The organism is Streptomyces sp. NPDC093801 (assembly GCF_040701585.1).
Lineage (GTDB): Bacteria > Actinomycetota > Actinomycetes > Streptomycetales > Streptomycetaceae > Streptomyces.
The window spans coordinates 50166-72977 of record NZ_JBFBDP010000016.1 but is presented as its reverse complement, the minus strand read 5'-3'; the positions used below and the strand labels follow the sequence as shown (position 1 = coordinate 72977).

Annotated in this window: 18 protein-coding genes; 9 read left to right on the top strand and 9 right to left on the bottom strand. The window is 71.7% G+C overall.

Features of this window, described 5'->3' with window-relative positions; genetic code table 11:
- Positions 1-6 precede the first annotated feature (6 nt).
- A complete protein-coding gene (locus AB0469_RS19940) occupies positions 7-699 on the top strand; it encodes a DUF4191 domain-containing protein (protein ID WP_366452723.1) in 693 nt (230 codons plus the stop codon).
- Positions 700-799: 100 nt separating this feature from the next.
- On the opposite strand, the gene AB0469_RS19935 is transcribed toward AB0469_RS19940, so the two are convergent.
- Positions 800-1267: an RDD family protein gene (locus tag AB0469_RS19935; RefSeq protein WP_366452722.1), complete on the bottom strand. Its 468-nt coding sequence runs from the start codon at positions 1265-1267 to the stop codon at positions 800-802.
- A 186-nt stretch (positions 1268-1453) separates the two neighbouring features.
- Here AB0469_RS19935 and glnA point away from each other — a divergent pair, with 186 nt between their 5' ends.
- Together glnA and AB0469_RS19925 are read left to right on the top strand one after the other, a co-directional pair.
- The gene (glnA, locus tag AB0469_RS19930; protein ID WP_366452721.1) at positions 1454-2863 is read left to right on the top strand and encodes a type I glutamate--ammonia ligase; all 1410 of its coding nucleotides are present in this window, start codon (positions 1454-1456) and stop codon (positions 2861-2863) included.
- Positions 2864-3038: 175 nt separating this feature from the next.
- Positions 3039-3299 (top strand): hypothetical protein, encoded by a 261-nt coding sequence (locus AB0469_RS19925; protein ID WP_366452720.1) that lies wholly within the window; start codon positions 3039-3041, stop codon positions 3297-3299.
- Positions 3300-3344: 45 nt separating this feature from the next.
- Here AB0469_RS19925 and AB0469_RS19920 read toward each other — a convergent pair whose 3' ends face one another.
- Positions 3345-3998 (bottom strand): TetR family transcriptional regulator, encoded by a 654-nt coding sequence (locus tag AB0469_RS19920; RefSeq protein WP_366452719.1) that lies wholly within the window; start codon positions 3996-3998, stop codon positions 3345-3347.
- Between the two features lie 87 nt (positions 3999-4085).
- On the opposite strand from AB0469_RS19920, the gene AB0469_RS19915 reads away from it, so the two are divergent.
- Positions 4086-4856, top strand: coding sequence for an SDR family oxidoreductase (locus AB0469_RS19915; protein WP_366452718.1), 771 nt, complete (start codon positions 4086-4088; stop codon positions 4854-4856).
- Between the two features lie 6 nt (positions 4857-4862).
- On the opposite strand, the gene AB0469_RS19910 is transcribed toward AB0469_RS19915, so the two are convergent.
- The 6 genes from AB0469_RS19910 to AB0469_RS19885 all read right to left on the bottom strand — a co-directional run bounded on the left by AB0469_RS19910 (position 4863) and on the right by AB0469_RS19885 (position 14407).
- Positions 4863-5381: a DUF4240 domain-containing protein gene (locus tag AB0469_RS19910; protein ID WP_366452835.1), complete on the bottom strand. Its 519-nt coding sequence runs from the start codon at positions 5379-5381 to the stop codon at positions 4863-4865.
- Positions 5382-5507: 126 nt separating this feature from the next.
- The gene (gene aceE / locus AB0469_RS19905) at positions 5508-8189 is read right to left on the bottom strand and encodes a pyruvate dehydrogenase (acetyl-transferring), homodimeric type (RefSeq protein ID WP_366452717.1); all 2682 of its coding nucleotides are present in this window, start codon (positions 8187-8189) and stop codon (positions 5508-5510) included.
- Positions 8190-8480: 291 nt separating this feature from the next.
- A complete protein-coding gene (locus AB0469_RS19900) occupies positions 8481-9107 on the bottom strand; it encodes a GntR family transcriptional regulator (protein ID WP_045951851.1) in 627 nt (208 codons plus the stop codon).
- Positions 9108-9313: 206 nt separating this feature from the next.
- On the bottom strand, positions 9314-11092 hold the full coding sequence (gene sucB / locus AB0469_RS19895) for a 2-oxoglutarate dehydrogenase, E2 component, dihydrolipoamide succinyltransferase (RefSeq protein ID WP_366452716.1): 1779 nt from the start codon (positions 11090-11092) through the stop codon (positions 9314-9316).
- A gap of 57 nt (positions 11093-11149) precedes the next feature.
- On the bottom strand, positions 11150-12538 hold the full coding sequence (gene lpdA / locus AB0469_RS19890) for a dihydrolipoyl dehydrogenase (RefSeq protein ID WP_366452715.1): 1389 nt from the start codon (positions 12536-12538) through the stop codon (positions 11150-11152).
- Positions 12539-12877: 339 nt separating this feature from the next.
- The gene (locus AB0469_RS19885) at positions 12878-14407 is read right to left on the bottom strand and encodes a leucyl aminopeptidase (protein WP_366452714.1); all 1530 of its coding nucleotides are present in this window, start codon (positions 14405-14407) and stop codon (positions 12878-12880) included.
- Positions 14408-14760: 353 nt separating this feature from the next.
- Here AB0469_RS19885 and AB0469_RS19880 point away from each other — a divergent pair, with 353 nt between their 5' ends.
- The 5 genes from AB0469_RS19880 to AB0469_RS19860 all read left to right on the top strand — a co-directional run bounded on the left by AB0469_RS19880 (position 14761) and on the right by AB0469_RS19860 (position 21549).
- The gene (locus tag AB0469_RS19880) at positions 14761-16788 is read left to right on the top strand and encodes a hypothetical protein (protein WP_366452713.1); all 2028 of its coding nucleotides are present in this window, start codon (positions 14761-14763) and stop codon (positions 16786-16788) included.
- A gap of 135 nt (positions 16789-16923) precedes the next feature.
- A complete protein-coding gene (pelF, locus tag AB0469_RS19875) occupies positions 16924-18441 on the top strand; it encodes a GT4 family glycosyltransferase PelF (protein WP_366452712.1) in 1518 nt (505 codons plus the stop codon).
- Positions 18438-20063 carry a hypothetical protein gene (locus tag AB0469_RS19870; RefSeq protein WP_366452711.1) on the top strand — a complete coding sequence of 542 codons (1626 nt, stop codon included), beginning with the start codon at positions 18438-18440 and terminating at the stop codon, positions 20061-20063. The genes pelF and AB0469_RS19870 overlap by 4 nt, the downstream gene beginning before the upstream one ends.
- Positions 20060-20740 carry a spherulation-specific family 4 protein gene (locus AB0469_RS19865; protein ID WP_366452710.1) on the top strand — a complete coding sequence of 227 codons (681 nt, stop codon included), beginning with the start codon at positions 20060-20062 and terminating at the stop codon, positions 20738-20740. Before AB0469_RS19870 ends, AB0469_RS19865 begins: the two co-directional genes overlap by 4 nt.
- Positions 20737-21549 (top strand): endo alpha-1,4 polygalactosaminidase, encoded by an 813-nt coding sequence (locus tag AB0469_RS19860; RefSeq protein ID WP_366452709.1) that lies wholly within the window; start codon positions 20737-20739, stop codon positions 21547-21549. The genes AB0469_RS19865 and AB0469_RS19860 overlap by 4 nt, the downstream gene beginning before the upstream one ends.
- A 16-nt stretch (positions 21550-21565) precedes the next feature.
- Here the strand turns inward: AB0469_RS19860 and AB0469_RS19855 are convergent, their stop codons facing one another.
- Complete coding sequence (locus AB0469_RS19855; RefSeq protein ID WP_366452834.1) at positions 21566-22741, bottom strand: histidine kinase; 1176 nt, start codon at positions 22739-22741, stop codon at positions 21566-21568.
- Between the last annotated feature and the right edge of the window lie 71 nt (positions 22742-22812).

The following is a 22812-nucleotide window of genomic DNA, read 5'->3' as shown; positions in this document are numbered from 1 at the left end:
CGCCTTATGGCGAGGAAGTCAAACGCAGAGACTGCTGCGAACCCCGGGCGACTGAAGCAGATCGCCCTGACGTACAAGATGACGCGCAAGGCCGACCCCAAGGTCGGTCTGATCGTCGCGGGCGTGGGAATCGTCACCTTCGGTGTCTTCCTTGCGATCGGCTTCCTGATCGGCCACCCGGCCTACCTGGGCATCCTGGGCTTCCTGGTGGCGTTCCTCGCGATGGCGATCGTCTTCGGGCGGCGGGCCGAGCGGGCTGCCTTCGGGCAGATGGAGGGGCAGCCGGGCGCTGCCGCGGCCGTACTGGACAACGTGGGACGGGGCTGGACGACCACCCCGGCCGTCGCGATGAACCGGAACCAGGACATCGTCCACCGGGCCGTCGGCAAGGCGGGCGTGGTCCTGATCGCCGAGGGCAACCCCAACCGGGTGAAGTCCCTGCTCGCGGCCGAGAAGAAGAAGCTGGCCCGGATCATGCCCGACATCCCGGTCCACGACTTCATCGTCGGCACCGGCGAGGGCGAGGTGCCGCTCAAGAAGGTCCGCACGACGCTGCTGAAGCTGCCGCGCGTCCTGTCGGGCCCGCAGATCACCCAGGTCAACGACAAGCTCCGGGCCATGGGCGACCTCATGAGCAACATGCCCATCCCGAAGGGCCCGGTCCCCGGCCGCGGCATGCGGGGCCAGCGGCCGCGCTGACCCGCACGTATACGAAACAGAAGAGGAGCGCCCCACGAGCCGACCGGCTCGTGGGGCGCTCCTCTTCCGTCCTCCTCCGCCGTCCCCGGCGGGGGTGGGCTCAGATCCGGACCTGGACCGCGCCGGAGAGCCGGTCGTGCAGTCCGCGGCCGTCCCGGTCCCAGACCAGCGCCGGGATGACCAGGGCCAGCAGCACCGTACGGAGCACCACGCGCGGGAGGCCGAGGCGGCCGCCGTTCTGCCCGATCACCCGGAGGCCGAGGATCCGCTTGCCGGGGGTGAATCCCACCGTGCCCACGGTCAGGATCGCCAGGGCCACGAAGAGCGCCAGCGTCCAGTTGCCCGCCGAGGTCAGGTCGCCATGGGTGATGAGCCCGTATGCGATCAGCTGGCAGCCGATCCAGTCGATGGCCACCGCGCCGAGCCGGCGCCCGAAACGGGCCACGGAGCCGGGCCCCGACTGCGGCAGGCCGAGCTGCTGGCCCGGATAGCCGAAGTCGACGCCCATGTCCTCGGCGGCCGCGCGGGGGCCGGAGAGCCAGGAACCGATTGCTTGCCTGTTGTCCACTCCACCACGGTACCGGTGCGCTTCGACGGGACCTGGACGGGACCCTGGTTAACTTGTGCGAAACAAATGGGTCATGCTTGGGAAATCCCGTCTGCTTATGGTCGGGTCAGCGTGCGGCACCGCACTGACGCGCCACGAGCTATAAAGCCCGTCCCTGCCCCGGGGACCGGGAGTAGGAGGAGTTGGATGTTCAAGAACGCCGACGAAGTGAAGCAGTACATCGAGGAGAACGACGTCAAGTTCGTCGACGTCCGCTTCTGCGACCTGCCTGGTGTGATGCAGCACTTCACCATTCCGGCGCGAGCGTTCGACCCGGCGGAGGAGCTCGCCTTCGACGGTTCCTCGATCCGCGGCTTCCAGGCGATCCACGAGTCCGACATGGCGCTGCGTGCCGACATCACCACCGCGCGCCTGGACCCGTTCCGCAAGGACAAGACGCTCAACATCAACTTCTTCATCCACGACCCGATCACGGGTGAGGCCTACAGCCGCGACCCGCGCAACATCGCCAAGAAGGCCGAGGCCTACCTCGCCTCCACCGGCATCGCCGACACCGCGTTCTTCGGCCCCGAGGCCGAGTTCTACGTGTTCGACAGCGTGCGCTTCGCGACCTCCGCGAACGAGGGCTTCTACCACATCGACTCCGAGGCCGGCGCCTGGAACACCGGTTCCGAGGAGAACAACCGCGGCTACAAGGTCCGCTACAAGGGCGGTTACTTCCCGGTCGCCCCGGTCGACCACTTCGCCGACCTGCGCGCCGAGATCTCCCTCGAGCTGGACGCCCAGGGCCTCCAGGTCGAGCGCCAGCACCACGAGGTCGGCACCGGCGGCCAGGCCGAGATCAACTACAAGTTCAACACGCTGCTGGCCGCGGCCGACGACCTGATGCTCTTCAAGTACATCGTGAAGAACGTCGCCTGGCGCAACGGTAAGACCGCGACCTTCATGCCGAAGCCGATCTTCGGTGACAACGGCTCGGGCATGCACGTCCACCAGTCCCTGTGGGCCGGCGGCGAGCCGCTGTTCTACGACGAGGCCGGCTACGCGGGCCTGTCGGACACCGCCCGCTACTACATCGGCGGCATCCTCAAGCACGCCCCGTCGCTGCTCGCCTTCACCAACCCGACGGTGAACTCGTACCACCGCCTGGTGCCGGGCTTCGAGGCGCCGGTCAACATGGTGTACTCGCAGCGCAACCGGTCCGCCGCCATGCGCATCCCGATCACGGGCTCGAACCCGAAGGCCAAGCGCGTCGAGTTCCGCGCGCCGGACCCGTCCTCGAACCCGTACCTCGCCTTCGCGGCGCTGCTCCTCGCGGGCCTCGACGGCATCAAGAACAAGATCGAGCCGATGGAGCCGATCGACAAGGACCTCTACGAGCTCTCCCCGGACGAGCACGCGAACGTCCCGCAGGTCCCGACCAGCCTCGAGGACGTCCTCAAGGCCCTGGAGGAGGACCACGAGTACCTCCTGGCCGGCGGTGTCTTCACCCCCGACCTGATCGAGACCTGGATCGACTACAAGCGCACGCACGAGATCGCCCCGATCGCCCAGCGTCCGCACCCGCACGAGTTCGAGCTCTACTTCGACCTGTAGGAAAACCGGCCCGCGAAGCCGGGATCGTGCCTGCTGGGAGGCCCCCCGCCGCTCTCTTCGGAGAGGAGCGGGGGGCCTTCTGCTTTTGACAGGCCGCCCGACTGGAGTAACGGTTGATTGGGACCTAAAAGCCCGATAAGCCCGATAAGCGATACATGTTCGGAGGTGCATGAAGATGCGCCGTAGGATCATCGGTGCCGCCGTCGCGGGCGCCGCGGGGATCACCCTGGCACTGCTGCCCCTGAGCAGCGCGTCCGCCCACGACCACGACGGGAACTGGAACCGCTCCGGCCACTCCCGCTGGGCCAACAACTGGGACGATGACGACGACTGCGGTAACAGCGGTCACTGGCGTCACCATGGCAACTGGGGCAATCACGACTGGAGCCGCTGGGACAACGCCAACTGGGACGGCGACTGGGGAGGCTGGCGCTGACCCGTCCCACCCGTCCGATTTCCTTCCGGTGCCCCTGCCCCGCGCTCAGCGGAGCAGGGGCATCGCGCCGGTCAGCTCGCGCAGGCAGCGCACCGCGAGGTCGGCCGGGGAGCCGGGGCCCGAAACCGGGGCGTCGCCGGCGGACCACAGCTCCAGCGCGACGCGGATCGCATCGGTGGCGGCCGCGGACACCAGGCGTACGGACATCTCCTCCGCCTTCGGGCCCGCCAGCCGGGCCACGATCGGGACCAGCCGCTCCTCCGACTCCTGGTTCACCCGGTACCAGACGGCCCGCAGGGCCTCGTCCGTGGCGGCCGCGCGCAGCAGGCCGCGGGTGACCTCCAGGCCCTCCTCGACGGCCTTGGAGTCGCTCAGGGCGCGGGTCACGGCACGCTCCAGCGCCTGCGCCAGCGGCGTGGCGGGGTCCTCCTCGGCGAGCAGCGCGCGCCAGGCGTCACCCCCGCCCGCGAGCAGTGGGGCCACGGCTTCCTGCTTGTTGCGGAAGTAGCGGTAGAACGTGCGCAGCGCGACCCCCGCCCGGTGGGCGATGTCCTCGGCGGTGGTCCCGTCGGGGCCGTGCGCGGCGAAGAGCTCGCAGGCGGCGCGGGCGATGTCGAGCTGGGTGGCGGCCTTGCGGCGCTCCGTCAGCGACTGGGCTCCGGAGCCGCCCTGGGGGGAGTACGGACGGGGAGATCTCACGGATGAAGCGTACCGCCAGTCGGATCAGATGGATGCATGTGATGCCACCCTGGCAAAACGTGTCATCTTCTCGGTACGCTTCACCTCATGAACCGTTACGAAGGACGTCGCGTCCTCATCACCGGCGGCGGCTCCGGCATCGGCCGGGCCACCGTGCACCGCATTCTCTCCGAGGGCGGCCGCGTCCACACCGTGGACGTCAACGAAGCCGGCCTCAAGGCCACCGCCGATCAGGCCGCCGCCGACGGCCACGCCGGCCGGCTCACCACCGCCGTGCTGGACATATCCGACGAGACCTCGGTCAAGGAGGGCGTCGCCGCCGCCGTGGACGCCCTCGGCGGCATCGACGTGCTGGTCAACGCGGCGGGCATCCTGCGCTCCGCGCACACCCACCAGACCACGCTCGACTTCTGGAACAAGGTCATCGCGGTCAACCTGACCGGCACCTTCCTGATGATCCGCGAGTCCCTCCCCGCGCTGCTGGCGGGCGACCAGCCGGTCGTCGTGAACTTCAGCTCCACCTCGGCGAGCTTCGCGCACCCCTACATGTCCGCCTACGCGGCCAGCAAGGGCGGCATCCAGTCGATGACCCACGCCCTGGCCGCCGAGTACAGCAAGCAGGGCCTGCGCTTCGTCTCGGTGGCCCCCGGCTCCATCGAGAGCGGCATGACCACCGGCAACGGCCCCGGCCTGCCCGAGGACACCGACTGGTCCCTCTTCGCCAAGCTGGCCCCGGCCCTCGGCCAGGGCTTCGCCGGCCCGCAGACCGTCGCCGGCGTCGTCGCGATGCTGGGCTCCGAGGACGGCGCCTTCATCACGGGCACCGAGATCCGCATCGACGGCGGCACCCACTACTGAGCCGGCTCAGCCCCCGAAGCGGTCCCAGAGCCGGGGGAAGCGCTCCGCGAGCACGGCTTCGTTCTCGAAGTCCAGCGGGGCGCCCTCCGGCTCCTCCGCCTGCAGCGGGATCCCCAGGTCCGGCGCCACGGCCCCGGTCAGCTGCTCGTACGCCTCGTCGGCCGCGTACCCCAGCTCCTCGCCGTCCCCGTCGATCTCCTCGTCGAACTCGCCCAGCAGCTCCGCCAGCTGGTCCGGTTCGTGCACCCCGCCCTCGAAGACCTCCCGGCCCTGCCCGATGAGCCAGCACCGGAAGTAGTCGAACGCGTCGTCGCTCGCGCCGCCGAGCAGCACCCACGCCGCCCCCCACAGGTCCCAGGTGTACGCGCGGTTGTACCGGGACTCGAAGTGCCGCGCGAAGTCCAGCACGGAGTCGGGATCCAGCTGGGCCAGCCGTTCCACGAGCAGCTCGGCGTGCTCCTCGGGGTCGCCCTCGGCGGCCTCGCGGGTACGGTCGACGATCTCCCAGAACTCCGTCTCGTCCATCACGCGATCCAGCATCACGGCTCCACCCCCGCACCGCCACCGCTCATACGGCCAAAGGCCGGTGCCCGACCCCCGTGGGGGTGGGCACCGGCCTTCGGTGCGGTGCGTGCTCCGGTCGCCGGCGGCTCAGAGGCCGTAGCGCTCCCGGGCCTCCTTCACGGCGGAGGCCGGGACCTCGCCGCGGCGGGCGAGCTGGGCCAGGGCGGCCACCACGATGGACTGGGCGTCGACGCCGAAGTGGCGGCGGGCGCCCTCGCGGGTGTCGGAGAGGCCGAAGCCGTCCGTGCCCAGCGAGGTGTAGTCCTGCGGGACCCACTGGCTGATCTGGTCCGGAACCTGGCGCATCCAGTCGGAGACGGCCAGGACCGGGCCCGGGGCGCCCTCCAGCACGCGGGTGACGTACGGGGTGCGCTCCTCGCCGCGCAGCAGGGCCTCGTCGCACTCCAGCGCGTCGCGGCGCAGCTCGCCCCACGAGGTGGCGGACCACACGTCGGCGGCCACGTTCCAGTCGGCGGCCAGCAGCTGCTGCGCCTCCAGGACCCAGTGGATCGCCGTACCCGAGGCCATCAGCTGGATCTTCGGGGCGTCGGCGGCCGGGGCGGCCTCCAGTGCGGCGGCCGTGTTGAAGCGGTACAGGCCCTTGAGGATGCCCTCCTCCACGCCCTCGGGCATGGCCGGCTGGACCTTCGGCTCGTTGTAGACCGTCAGGTAGTAGAAGACGTCCTCGGGCTGCTCGCCGTACATGCGGCGCAGACCGTCCTTGACGATCACCGCGATCTCGTACGCGAACGCCGGGTCGTAGTTGAGCGACGCCGGGTTCGTGGACGCGATCAGGTGCGAGTGGCCGTCCGCGTGCTGGAGGCCCTCACCGGTCAGCGTGGTGCGGCCGGCGGTGGCGCCGACGATGAAGCCCTTGCCGAGCTGGTCGGCGAGCTGCCACATCTGGTCGGCGGTGCGCTGCCAGCCGAACATCGAGTAGAAGATGTAGAAGGGGATCATCGGCTCGCCGTGCGTCGCGTACGACGTGCAGGCGGCGATGAAGTCGGCCATGGCGCCGGCCTCGGTGATCCCCTCGTTGAGGATCTGGCCGTCCTTGGCCTCCTTGTAGTACATCAGCTGGTCGCGGTCGACCGGCTCGTACGTCTGGCCCAGCGGCGAATAGATGCCGGCCGACGGGAAGAGGGACTCCATACCGAAGGTACGGGCCTCGTCGGGGACGATCGGCACCCAGCGCTTGCCGGTCTCCTTGTCCCGCATCAGGTCCTTGACGAGGCGGACGAAGGCCATGGTGGTGGCCATCTCCTGCTTGCCGGAGCCCTTGATGAGCGGGGCGAAGGAGCGCTCGGCCGGAGCCGGCAGGGCCACGTGGTGGACCTTGCGGGCCGGGGCGGGGCCGCCGAGGGCCGCGCGGCGCTCGTGCAGGTACCGCACCTCGGGGCTGTCGGCACCCGGGTGGCCGTACGGGACCTTGCCGTCGGCGAAGGCGCTGTCCGGGATCGGGAGGCCAAGGAGGTCGCGCATGTCCTTGAACTCGTCGATCGTCAGCTTCTTCATCTGGTGGTTCGCGTTCTTCGACTCGAACCCGGCACCCAGCGTGTGGCCCTTGACGGTCTGCGCCAGGATGACCGTCGGCGCGCCCTTGTGCGCCAGGGCGGCCTTGTACGCGGCGTAGACCTTGCGGGGCTCGTGGCCGCCGCGCGAGGTGTGGAAGCACTCGGCGATCTTCGCGTCGGACAGCACGCCGGCCAGCTGCACGAGCTCGGCGTTGGCGCCGAAGAAGTGCTGGCGGATGTAGGCCACGTCGCGGGTCGCGTAGGTCTGGAACTGCGCGTCCGGTACCTCGCGGATGCGGCGGACCAGGGCGCCCGTGGTGTCGAGCTGGAACAGCTCGTCCCAGGCGGAGCCCCACAGGGTCTTGATGACGTTCCAGCCGGCGCCGCGGAACTGGGCCTCCAGCTCCTGGACCACGCGGAAGTTCGCGCGGACCGGGCCGTCGAGGCGCTGCAGGTTGCAGTTGATGACGAACGTCAGGTTGTCGAGCTGCTCGCGGGAGGCCAGGGCCAGGGCGGCGGTCGACTCGGGCTCGTCCATCTCGCCGTCGCCGAGGAAGGCCCAGACGTGCGAGTTGGAGGTGTCCTTGATGTTCCGGTTCTGCAGGTAGCGGTTGAAGCGCGCCTGGTAGATCGCGGAGAGCGGGCCGAGGCCCATGGAGACCGTGGGGAACTCCCACAGCCACGGCAGGCGCCGCGGGTGCGGGTAGGACGGCAGGCCGTTGCCGCCGGACTCCTGGCGGAAGTTGTCGAGCTGCTGCTCGGAGACGCGCCCGTCGAGGAAGGCGCGGGCGTAGATGCCGGGGGAGGCGTGGCCCTGGATGTAGAGCTGGTCGCCCGATCCGTCGGCCTCCTTCCCGCGGAAGAAGTGCTGGAAGCCGGTCTCGTAGAGCCAGGCCGCCGAGGCGAAGGTGGCGATGTGGCCGCCGACGCCGTACTTGGAGCCCCGGGTCACCATGGCGGCCGCGTTCCAGCGGTTCCAGGCGGTGATCTTGGCTTCCATCTCCTCGTCGCCCGGGAACTCGGGCTCGGCGGAGGTGGGGATGGTGTTGACGTAGTCCGTCTCCAGCAGCTTGGGCAGGGCCAGGCCGGCGGCCTCGGCGTGCTGGAGCGTGCGGCGGAGCAGGTATTCGGCGCGGCGCGTACCGGCGGCCTTGGCGACGGCGTCGAGGGAGGCCGCCCATTCGGCGGTCTCTTCGGTGTCGCGGTCCGGGAGCTGGTCGAGCTCGCTCGGAAGCTTTCCTACGGGGTCGGACATCGGTGTGCGCCGCCTTCCGGACAAAGGAGAGGAGGTGGTGAAGAAAACCCTGACGGGCAGGACAGGGCCGATGGACCCGGGTTGGGGTCCGCAGTGACTGTAAATCCCTGATCGATGATCGATCAAATAAAAGTGACGAATATTCGACGCTACGGCGAAAGTCGGCACCGGGTGCCATGAACGCAGGCACGCCGTGCCGGTTTCAGCAGTACACGTCAAACCGCTGGCGATGCCCTGGAGGATCGCTCAAGACCGCAGGTCAGAAGGGTTCAGGCGCCGGTCGGGGGCGGGTCAGGCGCTCCGCGGGGCGCAGCCCAGGACATGCCGCTTCACCAGCACCCCGATATCCGGGTCCTGGCTGCGGAAGGCCGCGACGAGAGCCTCGTGCTCCTCGGCGTACGACTTCTGGACGGTTCCCAGCCACCGGATCGACAGGGCGGTGAAGACCTCGATGCCCAGGCTCTCCCAGGTGTGCAGCAGCACGCTGTTCCCGGCGGCCCGCACCAGCTCCCGGTGGAAGCCCACCGTGTGCCGCACCTGCGCCGTGCCGTCCTGGACGCGGTCGGCCTCCCACAGGGCCGCCACGTGCGGCTCCAGCGCCGAGCAGTCGGCCGCCAGCCGCGGCGCGGCCAGCTCGGCCGCGATCTGCTCCAGGCCGGCCCGGACCGGGTAGATCTCCTCCAGGTCGGCCGCGGAGAGGTTCCGCACGCGCACGCCCTTGTTGGGGGCCGACTCGATCAGCCGCAGCGTCTCCAGCTCGCGCAGGGCCTCCCGCACGGGCGTCTGGCTGACCTCCAGCTCGACCGCGATGCGCCGCTCGACGATCCGCTCGCCGGGCTTCCAGCGGCCGCTGACGATCCCCTCCACGATGTGCTCGCGGATCTGCTCGCGCAGCGAGTGCACGACGGGTGGGGTGATCATCGGGGTTCAACTCCTGTGTGTGCGGACACGCGGGGCCTGATGCCTAGACAATAAGGCCGCCGTGGCCTGCTCCGATGCGTTCGTGGTCAGGGACGCAGGGTGAGGCTCGTTACAACGACGGCGCCCCCGCCCGGACGAATCCGGGCGGGGGCGCCGCAAGCGGCAGATCCCTGCGCGCTCTGGCCCTGCGGGGCCTGGGAGCCTTACAGGCCGAGCTCGACCTCGAACTCGCCGGCCTCCAGGATCGCCTTCACGGCGGTGAGGTACCGGGCCGCGTCCGCGCCGTCCACCAGGCGGTGGTCGTAGGACAGGGTCAGGTACGTCATGTCGCGGACGCCGATGACGGTGCCCTCTTCGGTCTCGATGACCACGGGGCGCTTGACCGTGGCACCGATGCCGAGGATCGCGACCTGGTTCGGCGGAACGATCACCGTGTCGAACAGCGCACCGCGCGAGCCGGTGTTGCTGATGGTGAAGGTCGCGCCGGACAGCTCGTCCGGGGTGATCTTGTTGCCGCGGACCTTGGCGGCCAGGTCGGCGGTCGCCTTGGAGATGCCCGCCAGGTTGAGGTCACCGGCACCCTTGATGACCGGGGTCATCAGGCCCTTCTCGGAGTCCACGGCGATGCCGATGTTCTCCGAGTCGAAGTAGGTGATGGTGCCCTCGTCGTCGTTGATCCGGGCGTTGACGACCGCGTGGGCCTTCAGCGCCTGGGCAGCGGCCTTGACGAAGAACGGCATCGGGGACAGCTTGACGCCCTCGCGGGCGAGGAAGCCGGCCTTGGCCTTCTCGCGCAGCTTCATGATCTTGGTGATGTCCACCTCGACCACGGAGCTGAGCTGCGCCTGCGAGTGCAGGGCCTTCATCATGTTGTCGCCGATGACCTTGCGCATGCGGGTCATCTTGACCGTCTGACCGCGCAGCTCGGACACCGCGGCCGGAGCCTTGGCGGCGGCCGGAGCGGCAGCGGCCGGGGCCGGGGCGGCGGCCTTGGCGGCCTCGGCGGCGGCCAGGACGTCCTGCTTGCGGATACGGCCACCGACACCGGTGCCCGTGACCGAGGCCAGGTTGACGCCGGACTCCGAGGCGAGCTTGCGCACCAGCGGGGTCACGTAGGCGCCCTCGTCACCGGCCGGGGCCGGGGCGGCGGGGGCGGCCGGAGCGGCGACCGGAGCCGGAGCGGCCACCGGGGCCGGAGCCGCGGGGGCGACCGGAGCCGGGGCGGCGACCGGAGCGGCCGGGGCGACCGGGGCCGGAGCGGCGACCGGAGCCGCGGGGGCGACCGGGGCCGGGGCGGCGACCGGAGCCGCGGGGGCGGCCGGGGCCGGGGCGGCGGCGGCCGGAGCCGGGGCGGCGGCGGGAGCGGCGCCCGCGACACCGATGACGGCCAGACGCGCGCCGACCTCGGCGGTCTCGTCCTCGGCGACCAGGATCTCCAGCAGGGTGCCGGAGACGGGCGCGGGGATCTCGGTGTCGACCTTGTCCGTGGAGACCTCGAGCAGCGGCTCGTCGGCCTCGACGGACTCTCCGACCTCCTTCAGCCAGCGGGTGACGGTGCCCTCGGTGACGGACTCGCCCAGGGCGGGGAGCACGACATCGGTGCCGGACGCGGCCGGAGCGGCGGCGGCGGGGGCCGGGGCGGCCGGGGTCTCGGCCGGTGCGGGGGCGGCCGGGGCCTCGGCGACCGGCGCCGGGGCGGCGGCGGGCTCGGCGGCCGGAGCGGCGGCCGGGGCGGCGGCGCCCGAGCCGTCGTCGATGATGGCCAGCTCGGCGCCGACCTCGACCGTCTCGTCCTCGGCGACCTTGATGGACGCGAGGATGCCGGAGACGGGGGAGGGGATCTCGGTGTCGACCTTGTCGGTCGAGACCTCGAGCAGCGGCTCGTCGGCCTCGACGCGCTCGCCCTCGGCCTTCAGCCAACGGGTGACAGTGCCCTCGGTGACGCTCTCACCGAGCGCCGGAAGGGTTACGGAAACCGGCATGGTTTCTGTTGCTCCTAACGAAAGTGCGGAAGTGGTCGTCGCGCCCGTGACTGTGGATTAGTCGTGTGCGTGAAGGGGCTTGCCGGCCAGGGCCAGGTGGGCCTCGCCGAGCGCCTCGTTCTGGGTCGGGTGCGCGTGGATGAGCTGCGCGACCTCGGCCGGCAGGGCCTCCCAGTTGTAGATCAGCTGGGCTTCGCCGACCTGCTCGCCCATCCGGTCACCGACCATGTGGACGCCGACCACGGCACCGTCCTTGACCTGGACGAGCTTGATCTCGCCCGCGGTCTTCAGGATCTTGCTCTTGCCGTTGCCCGCCAGGTTGTACTTCAGGGCGACGACCTTGTCCGCGCCGTAGATCTCCTTGGCCTTGGCCTCGGTGATGCCGACGGAGGCGACCTCGGGGTGGCAGTACGTGACGCGCGGGACGCCGTCGTAGTCGATCGGGACGGTCTTCAGACCGGCCAGGCGCTCCGCGACCAGGATGCCCTCGGCGAAGCCGACGTGCGCGAGCTGGAGGGTCGGGACGAGGTCGCCGACGGCGGAGATGGTGGGCACGTTGGTGCGCATGTACTCGTCGACCAGGACGTAGCCGCGGTCCATCGCGACGCCCTGCTCCTCGTAGCCCAGGCCCTGCGAGACCGGGCCGCGGCCGATGGCGACCAGCAGCACCTCGGCCTCGAAGGTCTTGCCGTCGGCGAGGGTGACGCGGACGCCGGACTCCGTGTACTCGGCCTTCTCGAAGAAGGTGCCGAGGTTGAACTTGATGCCGCGCTTGCGGAAGGCGCGCTCCAGGATCTTGGAGCTGTTCTCGTCCTCGACCGGGACGAGGTGCTTGAGGCCCTCGATGACGGTGACGTCGGTGCCGAAGGACTTCCACGCCGAGGCGAACTCGACGCCGATGACGCCGCCGCCCAGGATGATCGCGGACTGGGGCACGCGGTCCAGGACCAGCGCGTGGTCCGAGGAGATGATGCGGTTGCCGTCGATGTCCAGACCGGGCAGCGACTTCGGCACGGAGCCGGTCGCCAGCAGGACGTGGCGGCCCTGGATGCGCTGGCCGTTGACGTCGACGGAGGTCGGGGAGGACAGACGGCCCTCACCCTCGATGTAGGTCACCTTGCGGGAGGCGACCAGGCCCTGCAGACCCTTGTACAGGCCGGCGATGACCTCGTCCTTGTACTTGTGCACACCGGCGATGTCGATGCCCTCGAAGGAGGCCTTGACACCGAACTGTCCGGCTTCGCGCGCCTGGTCGGCGACCTCACCGGCGTGCAGCAGAGCCTTCGTGGGGATGCAGCCGTTGTGCAGGCAGGTGCCGCCGAGCTTGTTCTTCTCGATCAGCGCAACGTCGAGACCCAGCTGCGATGCGCGGAGCGCCGCGGCGTAGCCGCCACTGCCACCGCCGAGGATCACTAGGTCGAAAACGGTGCTGGCGTCGTTCGCCACGTCACGTCCTCCATGCATGTGCGCCGGGCACCGGTCCTCTGTGACCGGGCGGCGGCTGGTAATCGGCCGCTTGTTTCTTCGGCCCTGTGGTGGGGGCCCTGTCCTGCCGAGAACCCATCTTCGCATTTGTCGGGGGAACGCGGGACGCCGGGCCCCGGGTGTGGACCGTCGTTCTGCCCGAAGTCCGGGTTACCCGGGCGTAGAAACCTACTGATCCTCAAGATTTCTTCCAGAGCGAACACGCCCCGGGGCCGAGCTGCCGGTCCCGGGGCGTGCAGCGCGTCGCGGAGCGGGTCCCAGCGGTGGGACGCGCTCCGCGGAGGCGGCGGGCGGGGCGGGTCAGCCCAGGTCGCCGGTGGCGGTGCGCTCGGCCAGGCGCACCAGGGTGCGGACGGCGGAGCCGGTGCCGCCCTTCGGGGTGTAGCCGTACGGGGCGCCCTCGTGGAAGGCCGGGCCCGCGATGTCGAGGTGGGCCCAGGTGATGCCCTCGCCGACGAACTCCTGGAGGAAGAGGCCGGCCACCAGGCCGCCGCCCATCCGCACGCCCATGTTGGCGATGTCGGCGGTCGGGGAGTCCATGGTCTTGCGCAGGTCCTCGGGGAGCGGCATCGGCCAGGAGGACTCGCCGACCTCCTCGGCGATCTCGTGGATCGAGGTGCGGAAGGCGTCGTCGTTGGCCATGATGCCGAAGGTGCGGTCGCCCAGGGCCAGCACCATCGCGCCGGTCAGGGTGGCCACGTCGACGATCGCGTCCGGGTTCTCCTCGGAGGCCTTGGTCAGGGCGTCGCCCAGGACCAGGCGGCCCTCGGCGTCCGTGTTCAGGACCTCGACGGTCTTGCCGCTGTACATGCGCAGGACGTCACCGGGACGGGTGGCGGAGCCGGACGGCATGTTCTCGGCGAGCGCGAGCCAGCCGGTGACGTTGACCTTCAGGCCCAGCTTGGCGGCGGCGACGACGGCCGAGAACACGGCGGCGGCACCGGACATGTCGCACTTCATCGTCTCGTTGTGGCCGGCCGGCTTCAGGGAGATGCCGCCCGAGTCGTACGTGATGCCCTTGCCGACGAAGGCGAGGTGCTTCTCCGCCTCGGGGTGGGTGTAGGCGATCTTCACCAGGCGCGGCGGGTTCTCGGAGCCCTTGCCGACGCCCATGATGCCGCCGTAGCCGCCCTTGACCAGCGCCTTCTCGTCCAGGATCTGGGCCTTGAGGCCGAGCTCCTTCGCGGTCGCCGCGGCGATCGCGGCGAAGGAGGCCGGGGTGAGGTCGTTCGGCGGGGTGTTGATCAGGTCGCGGGCGACGTTGACCTCGGCGGCGACGACGGTGGCGCGCTCGGCGGCCGCCTTGTGCTCCTTGTCGCGCGGCTTGGCGCCGAGCAGGGCCACCTCGGCCAGCGGCTGCTTCGGGCCGCCGTTCTTGGCGGCCTTCTTCTCGCCGCCCTGGTAGGTGGTGAAGGCGTACGCGCCCAGCAGCGCGCCCTCGGCCACCGCGGTGACGGCGGAGGCGTCCTCCAGGGGGAGCGCGAAGGCGGCCTTCTTGGAGCCGTGCAGCGCGCGGGCGGCGGAGCCGGCGGCGCGGCGCAGGGCCTCCTCGTCGAAGGACTCGTCCTGCTCGGGCGCGGGACCCAGGCCGACCGCCAGCACGACCGGGGCCTTGAGGCCGGCCGGGGAGGGCAGCTTGGTGGTCTCGCCTTCGGCGCCGGAGGCGCCGAGCGCGTCCAGCACGGCGGCGAGCTTTCCGTCGAACGCCGTGTCCACGGCCTCCGCGCCGGCGGCCACGACGAGCCCCTTCGGGCCCTTCGCCACGCCGACCACGAGGGCGTCGGCGCGCAGCGTCGCCGCGCCGGCAGTGCTGAGAGTCAGAGCAGTCACGGTGGTGAAGTCTCGCTTCCGTTTGTGTTATATGGGCGCTTCTGTCGCGTCGGGGTCGCCGGCCGCTCCGCAGCGATCGTATTCGGGCCCGACGGCCGCCGGAAACGAGCCTACGCGCAGAGCGTGATCCGTACGTCACTCGAAGGTTTGTCAAGGTGTTCGACCGCGGGGCCGTCAGGTTCACCCATCCGTGGACTCTGCTCCAGGTTTCCCGCTGAGACCTGACGAGGTCCGAGAGGATCGAGCCGCTCTCGCAAGGGGACGCGGGGTCCCTTTGCATGATTTCCACAGAGCCTCCCCGGACCGGCCGTCCGCCATCGGCCGCGCGGAGGCCTGCGGGGGGAAAGGCCGAAATGGTCAACAAGAACCGGATGAACAGGGCTGCCGCAGCCATGGGGGTCGCGGCGCTGATCTCCGTCGCGGTACCCGCCACGACCGCCCACGCGGCGACCGTGGCCCCGCGCATCGACCTGAAGGTGCTGGTCGTCGACGACGGCGGCAGCTCGGTCGGTGCGATCACCGCGGAACTCCGCGACACCGGAGTCCCGTACACGCGGGTCGACCTGGGCAGCGCCGGCCGCCCGGTGATCGACGCCGCCTTCCTCAGCGACACCGTCAACGGCCGGCCGCGCGCCAAGTACCAGGGCGTGGTCCTGCCGAACGAGAACCCCTTCGGCACCGGCTCCGCCGAGATGGCCGCACTCACCGCGTACGAGACCACCTACGGGATCCGCCAGGTGGACGCCTACACCTGGGCGCACCCCGAGGTCGGCCTGGAGTACACGGACAACGGCGGCTACACCGGCACCCTCGACGGCACGCAGGCCGCCGTCACCGACGCCGGCAAGGCGGGCCCCTTCGGCTACCTCGGAGGTCAAGTGGCCTTCGAGGACAACTCTCCCCTCATTCCGGAGAGCTACGGGTTCATCGCCAAGCCGATGGCCGGCTACACCAGCTACGTCGACGCCCCCGTGGGCTCCGGACGCGGCTCCCTCGTCGGCGAGTACGCCCACGACGGCCGCAGCGAACTCGTCGTCACCTTCGGCTACAACCAGTACCAGCAGCAGTTCCGGCTGCTGGCCCGGGGCATCGTCGAATGGCTCACCCAGGGCGTGCACCTCGGTCAGGAGCGCAACTACTTCGCCGTCCACGTCGACGACGTCTTCGCCCCGGACGCCCGCTGGGACAAGAACCTGAACTGCACGCCCGGCGACTACGCCTGCGCGGGCGGCGAGGGCAAGGAGTCGACGGTCCGCATGACCGCCGCCGACGCCCAGTACCTGGCGCAGTGGCAGACCTCCAAGGACTTCAAGCTGGACCTGCTCTTCAACGCGGGCGCCGGCGAGGAGTGGAAGACGGAGAACGGCGGCACCGACGCCCTGACCACCCAGCTCCTGGCCGACAAGGCCAAGTACCGCTGGATGAACCACACCTACACCCACCTCTTCCTCGGCTGCACCCAGGACGTCAGCGTCAACCCCTGGACCTGCACGAAGAACGCCCAGGGCCAGATCAACTGGATGAGCCGGGCCGACATCTCGGCGCAGATCCGCGACAACAACAACTGGGCCGCCTCCAAGGGCCTCACCACCGACCGCTCCGAGCTCGTCACCGGTGAGCACTCCGGCCTCAAGACCCTCCCGCAGCAGCCCCAGGACAACCCCAACCTCGCCGGCGCCCTCGCCGACAACGGGGTCAAGTGGGCCGGCAGCGACAACTCCCGCGAACCCGACCAGCGGGCGGTCGGCACCGCCCTGACCGTCCCCCGCTACCCGATGAACGTGTACTACAACACGGGCACCAACGCGGAGATGGCCGACGAGTACAACTGGATCTACACCAGCCGCGCCGACGGCGGCAGCGGCCTCTGCGAGGACAACCCGGCGACCTCCACCTGCCTGCCCGCCCCGCTCGACGTCAACACCGGCTACCTCGACTACATCGTCCCGACCGAGGCCCGCACCGCCCTGCGCCACGTCCTCGCCAACGACCCGAAGCCGCACTACGTCCACCAGTCCAACCTCGCCGAGGACCGGACCCTGTACCCCGTGCTCAACCAGGTCCTCGACACCTACCGCTCCCTCTACGCGCCCAGCGCGCCGATCGTCAACCAGAGCATGAAGGCCACCGGCGTCGAGCTCCAGCGCCGCGCCGCCTGGAACAAGGCGATCGCCGCCGGCCAGGTCACCGCCTACCGCATCGGCAAGGACGTCACCGTCAAGGCGCCCTCCGGCACCGTCGCCCCGATCACCGCACCCAACGGGACGAAGAAGCAGCTCCTGCTCGGCACCGCCGACTTCGGCACCGCCTACGCCGGCACCCGCTCCGCCTGGACGGCCCCCGACCTGCTCCAGTCGGCGGTCACCCTCCGGCTCCTCTGACCGCGGGGCCCCGCGCCCCGTCGTCGCACGCTCCACCCGGTAGTACCCAGTGCCGGCGCTCCGCCCCACCGCGGGCGCCGGCCCCTTTTCAGTCCTGGGGGGACTCAGCACATGAGCCATGGGCGTCATGTCACCATGCTCACCGAAGGCACCTACCCGCACGTCCACGGGGGCGTCAGCACCTGGTGCGACCAGCTGGTACGCGGGATGCCGGAGGTCGACTTCAACGTCATAGCCCTCACCGGCTCCGGACGCGAGCCGGTCACCTGGGAGCTGCCGCGCAACGTCTACCGGCACACCGCCGTCCCGCTGTGGGGCCCGCCGCCCCGGACGACCCGCCGCACCGCCCTGCGCGGCAGGGCCCACCGCCGCTTCACCGAGGTCTACGAAACCTTCCTGCTCTCCCTGCTCGACCCTCCGCCGGCCACCATCGGGGACGCCCCCGACCGCGACGGCTTCTCCGAGGCACTCCGCGAACTCGCCCGCCTCGCCCGGGCCGGCCGGCTCGCCCCGGCCCTGCGCTCCGAACCCGCGCTGCGCCTGCTGATGGCCGTCTGGGCCCGCCCCGGCCTGGCCACCGCCGCCGCCGGGCCCACCATCCACGACGCGCTCACCGCCACCGACCTGCTGGAACACGCCCTGCGCCCGCTGTCCGTGCGGATCCCGCCCGACAGCGTCGCCCACGCCGTCAGCAGCGGCCTCGCCACCCTCCCCGCCCTCGCCGCCAAAACGCTCGACGGGGTGCCCTTCCTCCTCACCGAGCACGGCATCTACCTGCGGGAGCGCTACCTCGGCTACCGCACCGCCGCCCAGCGCTGGCCCGTCAAGGCCCTCGTCCTCGGCTTCTACCGGGAGCTGAACTCCGAGGGCTACCGGCAGGCCGACCTGATCACCCCCTGCAACCAGTACAACCGCCGCTGGGAGGAGCGCGGGGGCGCCGAAGCCGAACGCATCCGCACCGTCTACAACGGCGTCGACCCGCAGGTCTTCCCCGAGGCCGGACCCGAGCCCGAGGTGCCCACCCTCAGCTGGTGCGGCCGCATCGACCCGATCAAGGACCTCGAAACCCTCATCCGCGCCTACGCGTTCATGCGCGGGGAACTGCCCGCCCTGCGCCTGCGCCTCTTCGGCCCGGTCCCGGCCGGCTGCGAGGAGTACCGGCTGCGCCTGGAGAAGCTCGCCGCCGAACTCGGCGTCGGCGACGGCATCAGCTGGGAGGGCCGGATCAGCGAGGTCCACAAGGCCTACGCCGCCGGCAGCGTCGTCATGCTCTCCAGCATCAGCGAGGGCTTCCCCTTCAGCATCATCGAGGCCATGTCCTGCGGCCGCACCACCGTCTCCACCGACGTCGGCGGCGTCCGCGAGGCCGTCGCCGACACCGGACTGGTCGTCCCGCCCCGCGAGCCCGAGACCATGGCCCGCGCCACCCTCGCCCTCCTCCGCGACGACGAACGCCGCGCCGAACTCGGCCGCCTGTCCCGCAAACGGGTCGTCGAGAAGTTCACCCTCCACCAGTCCGTGGACGGCTTCCGCCACATCTACCGCGAGCTCGCCGGACAGCCCGCCCCGCCCGTCCGCCCGGGCGACGACTGGACCCGGCGCCTCGCCGACCCCTGGTACCGGGAACTCGCGGCCGACGGGAGCGTGTCGTGAGCGGATCCCTCTGGCTCGAACCGCCCGGGCCGCAAGGCCCCCGGACCCGCACCGGCCACACCGGCCGGCCGCACGCCGGCGCGGCCGCCACCGACACCCTGCCCGTCCTCCCCCGGCCCGGCGGCCCCGGGCCGGGGGAGGACGGGGCCGCCGCCGACCCCATGGACGAACTCGCCCGACGGCTCGACGCGTTCGTCGCCGCCGCCGTCCACCCCGACGAGATCGCCGCCGTCCTCGAATCCGACGGCATGACCGACGAGCACATCCGCCTCACCTACGGCCGCCCCGACTCCTTCGCCCTCGCCGAGGAGCTCTACGACCGGGTCCCCCGCTCCTTCCCCGAACCCGACGCCCTCCCCGACCCCTGGAAGGTCTCCCTCACCGCCTGCCTGCTGCGCGGCCTGATCTTCGCCCTCCCCGGCCTCGCCTACCTGCTGGGCGCACCCCTGCTGGAGGGCCCGCCCGACCGGCTCGGACTGCCCGCCGGAACCCTGACCCTGCTCGCCGGCGCCCTCATCGGCTGGGTCTGGGACCAGACCCTGTCCCACCGCGCCTACACCTGGCTCGGCCTCGGCGACCGCGCCTCCGCCGGGCGGACCCTCCTCGTCGGCGCCCCCGTCGGGGCGCTCCTGGGCACCGCCGCCGCGTTCGCCGTCCCCGGCGGGCCCCCGTTCTCGTACGCCTTCGCCGCCGGACAGGCCCTGTACGTGGGGGCCGCGACCGTCCTGCTGGTCCTGGGACGGGAGCGGCTGCTGCTCGCCGCCCTCGGCCCGATGGCCGCCGGATCGGTGCTCGCCCTGTTCACCGACCCGCCCGTGCCCGTACGGGTCACCCTGCTGCTGGTGTCCCTGGCCGCCGCCTGCACCCTCGCCCTGCGGGAGCTGCCGCTGGCCGCGGGGGCACGGGCCGCCGTGCGCAGGATCCGCCGGCTGCCGCCCGGGGGCGCCACCGCCCGGGCGCGCCGCCACCCCGGCGGGCGGGGCGCGGTGCGCTGGCGGATGCTGCGCGGCGCCGAGGAGCACCACGCCCGGCGCGGCCCCCGCATCCGGGACTCCGTGCCCTACGGGGTGTTCGGCCTCGGGACCGGCCTGCTGGTGCTGTACGCCGCCCTGGGGGAGGTGCTCACCGGCGGCCCCGCCGAGGCCGTCGCGGCCCCCTCGGCGGTGGCCCTCACCCTCAGCATGGGGCCCGCCGAATGGCTCCTGCACCGTTTCCGCAGCGGCAGCCTCGCCGGGCTGCGCGCCGCCCGCTCACCCCGGGCGTTCCGGCGCCGGATGCTCTCCACCCTGACCCGGTGCATGGCCGTGTACCTGACGGTCCTGCTCCTGCTGGGCACCGCCGGAACCCTGCTGTGGCCGCACGCCCCCAGCCTGACCTGGGACCGCGCCGCCACCCTGCTGCTGCTCGGCGCCGTGATGTGGACCGGGCTCCTCCTGCAGTCCTTCGGCGCCGTCCGGCCCGCCGCCGCCGTCTGCGCCGCCGCGGCCGCCGCCCAGAGCCTGGCCCTGCTCGCCGGGGCGCAGCAGGGCCGGCTGGTCCAGCTCGTGGTGGCCGGCGCCGCCGCGGCCGTGCTGTCCGTCCTGGTCTGCCTGCTCCTCGGCCGTGCGACGGCCCACCGATGACCCCGCGTTCGAAGGACGACGGCATGCTGCTGGTCCCGCTCTACGAGCATCCCGCCGACCGGCCCGAGGCGTGGGAGCGCCTCATCGCCTCCGCCGACCGGCTGCACTCCGTCGTCCTCAACCCCGACAGCGGGCCGGGCAGCGCCCCCGACGAACGGTTCGCCGCCGTCGCCGCCCGGCTGCGGGACGCCGGCGTCCCCGTCCTCGGCTACACCGACACCGACTACGGTCGCCGCCCCCACGCCGACGTCGTCCAGGACCTGCTGCGCCACCGCGACTGGTACGCGGCCGACGGGGCCTTCCTCGACCAGGCCGCCTCCGGCCCCGAACTGCTGCCCCACTACGGCCGGCTCGTCGTCGCCGCCCGCGCCGCCGGGGCCCGTACGCTCGTCCTCAACCACGGGGTCCACCCGCACCCCGGGTACGCCGGGCTCGCCGACCTCCTCGTCACCTTCGAGGGCCCCTGGGACGCCTACCGCGACGGCGCCGCCACCCCGCCCCCCTGGACCGCCGGCCACCCCGCCGAACGGTTCTGCCACCTCGTGTACGCCGTCCCGCCGGACGCCCCGGCCGCCGAACTGGCCGCCGAACGCGGGGCCGGGGTGCACTGCGCCGTCCCGGGCGGCGGCGTCCACCCGTGGGGGACCCTCCCGAACGCCCTGGAGGCCGCCGGATGAAGCGCTTCGCCCCCCTGCTGGTGGCCGGCCTGCTGCTGCTCACCGCCTGCACGGCCGGCCCGGACGACGACGGCGAGACCCCCGACCTCGCGCCGGCCCCGGCACCGGGGGAGCGGTGGCAGCCCCGGCCGGGAACGCCCTGGCAGTGGCAGCTCTCCGGGAGGCTGGACACCTCGGTCAAGGTGCCGGTGTACGACGTGGACGGGTTCAACACGACGAAGGAGCAGGTCGCGGCCCTGAAGAAGGCCGGGCGGCGGACCATCTGCTACGTCTCCACCGGCGCCTGGGAGGACTTCCGCGCCGACGCCGACGCCTTCCCCAAGGCGCTCCTGGGCGAGGGCAACGGCTGGAAGGGCGAGCGGTGGCTGGACGTCCGCCAGACGGCGGCCCTCGAACCGCTGATGGCCAAACGCTTCGACATGTGCCGGGACAAGGGCTTCGACGCGGTGGAGCCCGACAACATGGACGGCTACCAGAACAAGACCGGCTTCCCCCTGACCGCCGACCACCAGCTGACCTACAACCGCCTGATCGCCCGCCTGGCCCACGACCGCGGGATGGCGGTCGGCCTGAAGAACGACCTCGACCAGATCCCGCAGCTCGTCGGCGAGTTCGACTTCGCCGTCAACGAACAGTGCGCCCAGTACGAGGAGTGCGAGCGCCTCACCCCGTTCATCACGGCGGACAAGGCCGTGTTCCACGTGGAGTACGAACTCTCCACGAACCGCTTCTGCGCACGCTCGAAGGAGCTGAAACTGAGCTCGATGCAGAAGAAGTACGAACTCGGAGCATGGCGCAAGCCGTGCTGAGGGCCCCCCGGACCCCTCACACCGGCAGGATGGCGTGGACCCGGTATCCGCCCCCGTAGCGGGGGCCCGTGAAGCAGGAGCCGCCCAGGGCGCCCGCGCGTTCGCGCATGCCGAGGAGGCCGTGGCCGCCGCCCGGGTCGCCCTGGGCGGGGGAGGAGTCCGCCGAGTCGCCGCCGTCGTCCAGTACGGTCACCTCCACCGAGGCGCCCACCCGGACCACGCTGACCTGGGCGCGGGCCCCCGGGCCCGCGTGTTTGCGGACGTTGGTCAGCGCCTCCTGGACCACCCGGTACGCCGCCAGGTCGACGGCGGCGGGCAGCGGGTCCGTGCCCGTTCCCAGCTGGACGGTGGCCTCCACCGGAAGACCGGCGTGCCGGAAGGTGTCCAGCAGTTCGTCCAGTACGGCCAGCCCCGGCGCCGGCTCCGTCGGTGCCTCCGGGTCACCGGACTGCCGCAGCAGGCCGACCGTGGCGCGCAGCTCGTTCAGCGCCGACCGGCTGGCGTCCCGTACGTGGGCCAGGGCCTCCTTGGCCTGGTCGGGCCGCTTGTCCATGACGTGCGCGGCCACGCCCGCCTGCACGTTGACCAGGGCGATGTGGTGGGCCACCACGTCGTGCAGGTCCCGGGCGATGCGCAGCCGCTCCTCCGCGACCCGCCGCCGGGCCTCCTCCTCGCGGGTGCGTTCGGCGCGTTCGGCCCGTTCCCGGATGGCGTCGACGAAGGCCCGGCGGCTGCGTACCGCGTCTCCGGCGGCCGCGGCCATCCCGGTCCAGGCGAAGATGCCGATGTTCTCCTGCGCGTACCAGGGGAGCGGCCCGGCCAGCATCGCCACGCCGGTCAGGCCCGCCATCGTCAGCAGGCCGGTGCGCCAGGTGGTGGGCCGGTCGGTGCGGGAGGCCACGGTGTACAGGGCGATCACGGCGCTCATCGCGACGGGTGCCCGCGGTTCGCCGGTGGCCAGTTCCACGAGGGTCAGCGCGCAGGTGACGGCGAGCACGCTGCGCGGCCGGCGGCGCCGGAAGACGAGGGCGGCCGCGCCGAGCACCATCAGCAGCAGGGAGACCGGTTCGGGGGCGCGGGTGCGGAAGGTGGGGCCGAGCGGGCCGTGCGGGTCGACGAAGGAGCCGAGGACCATGGCGACCAGTGCCCCGAGCGCCAGCACGGCGTCGGTGGCGAGCGGGTGGGCCCGCATCCACTGCCGCCCGGTGGGGAAGGGCCCGGGTCCGAGGTCTGTGGTCACCCGGATACGGTACGGGCTCGCGC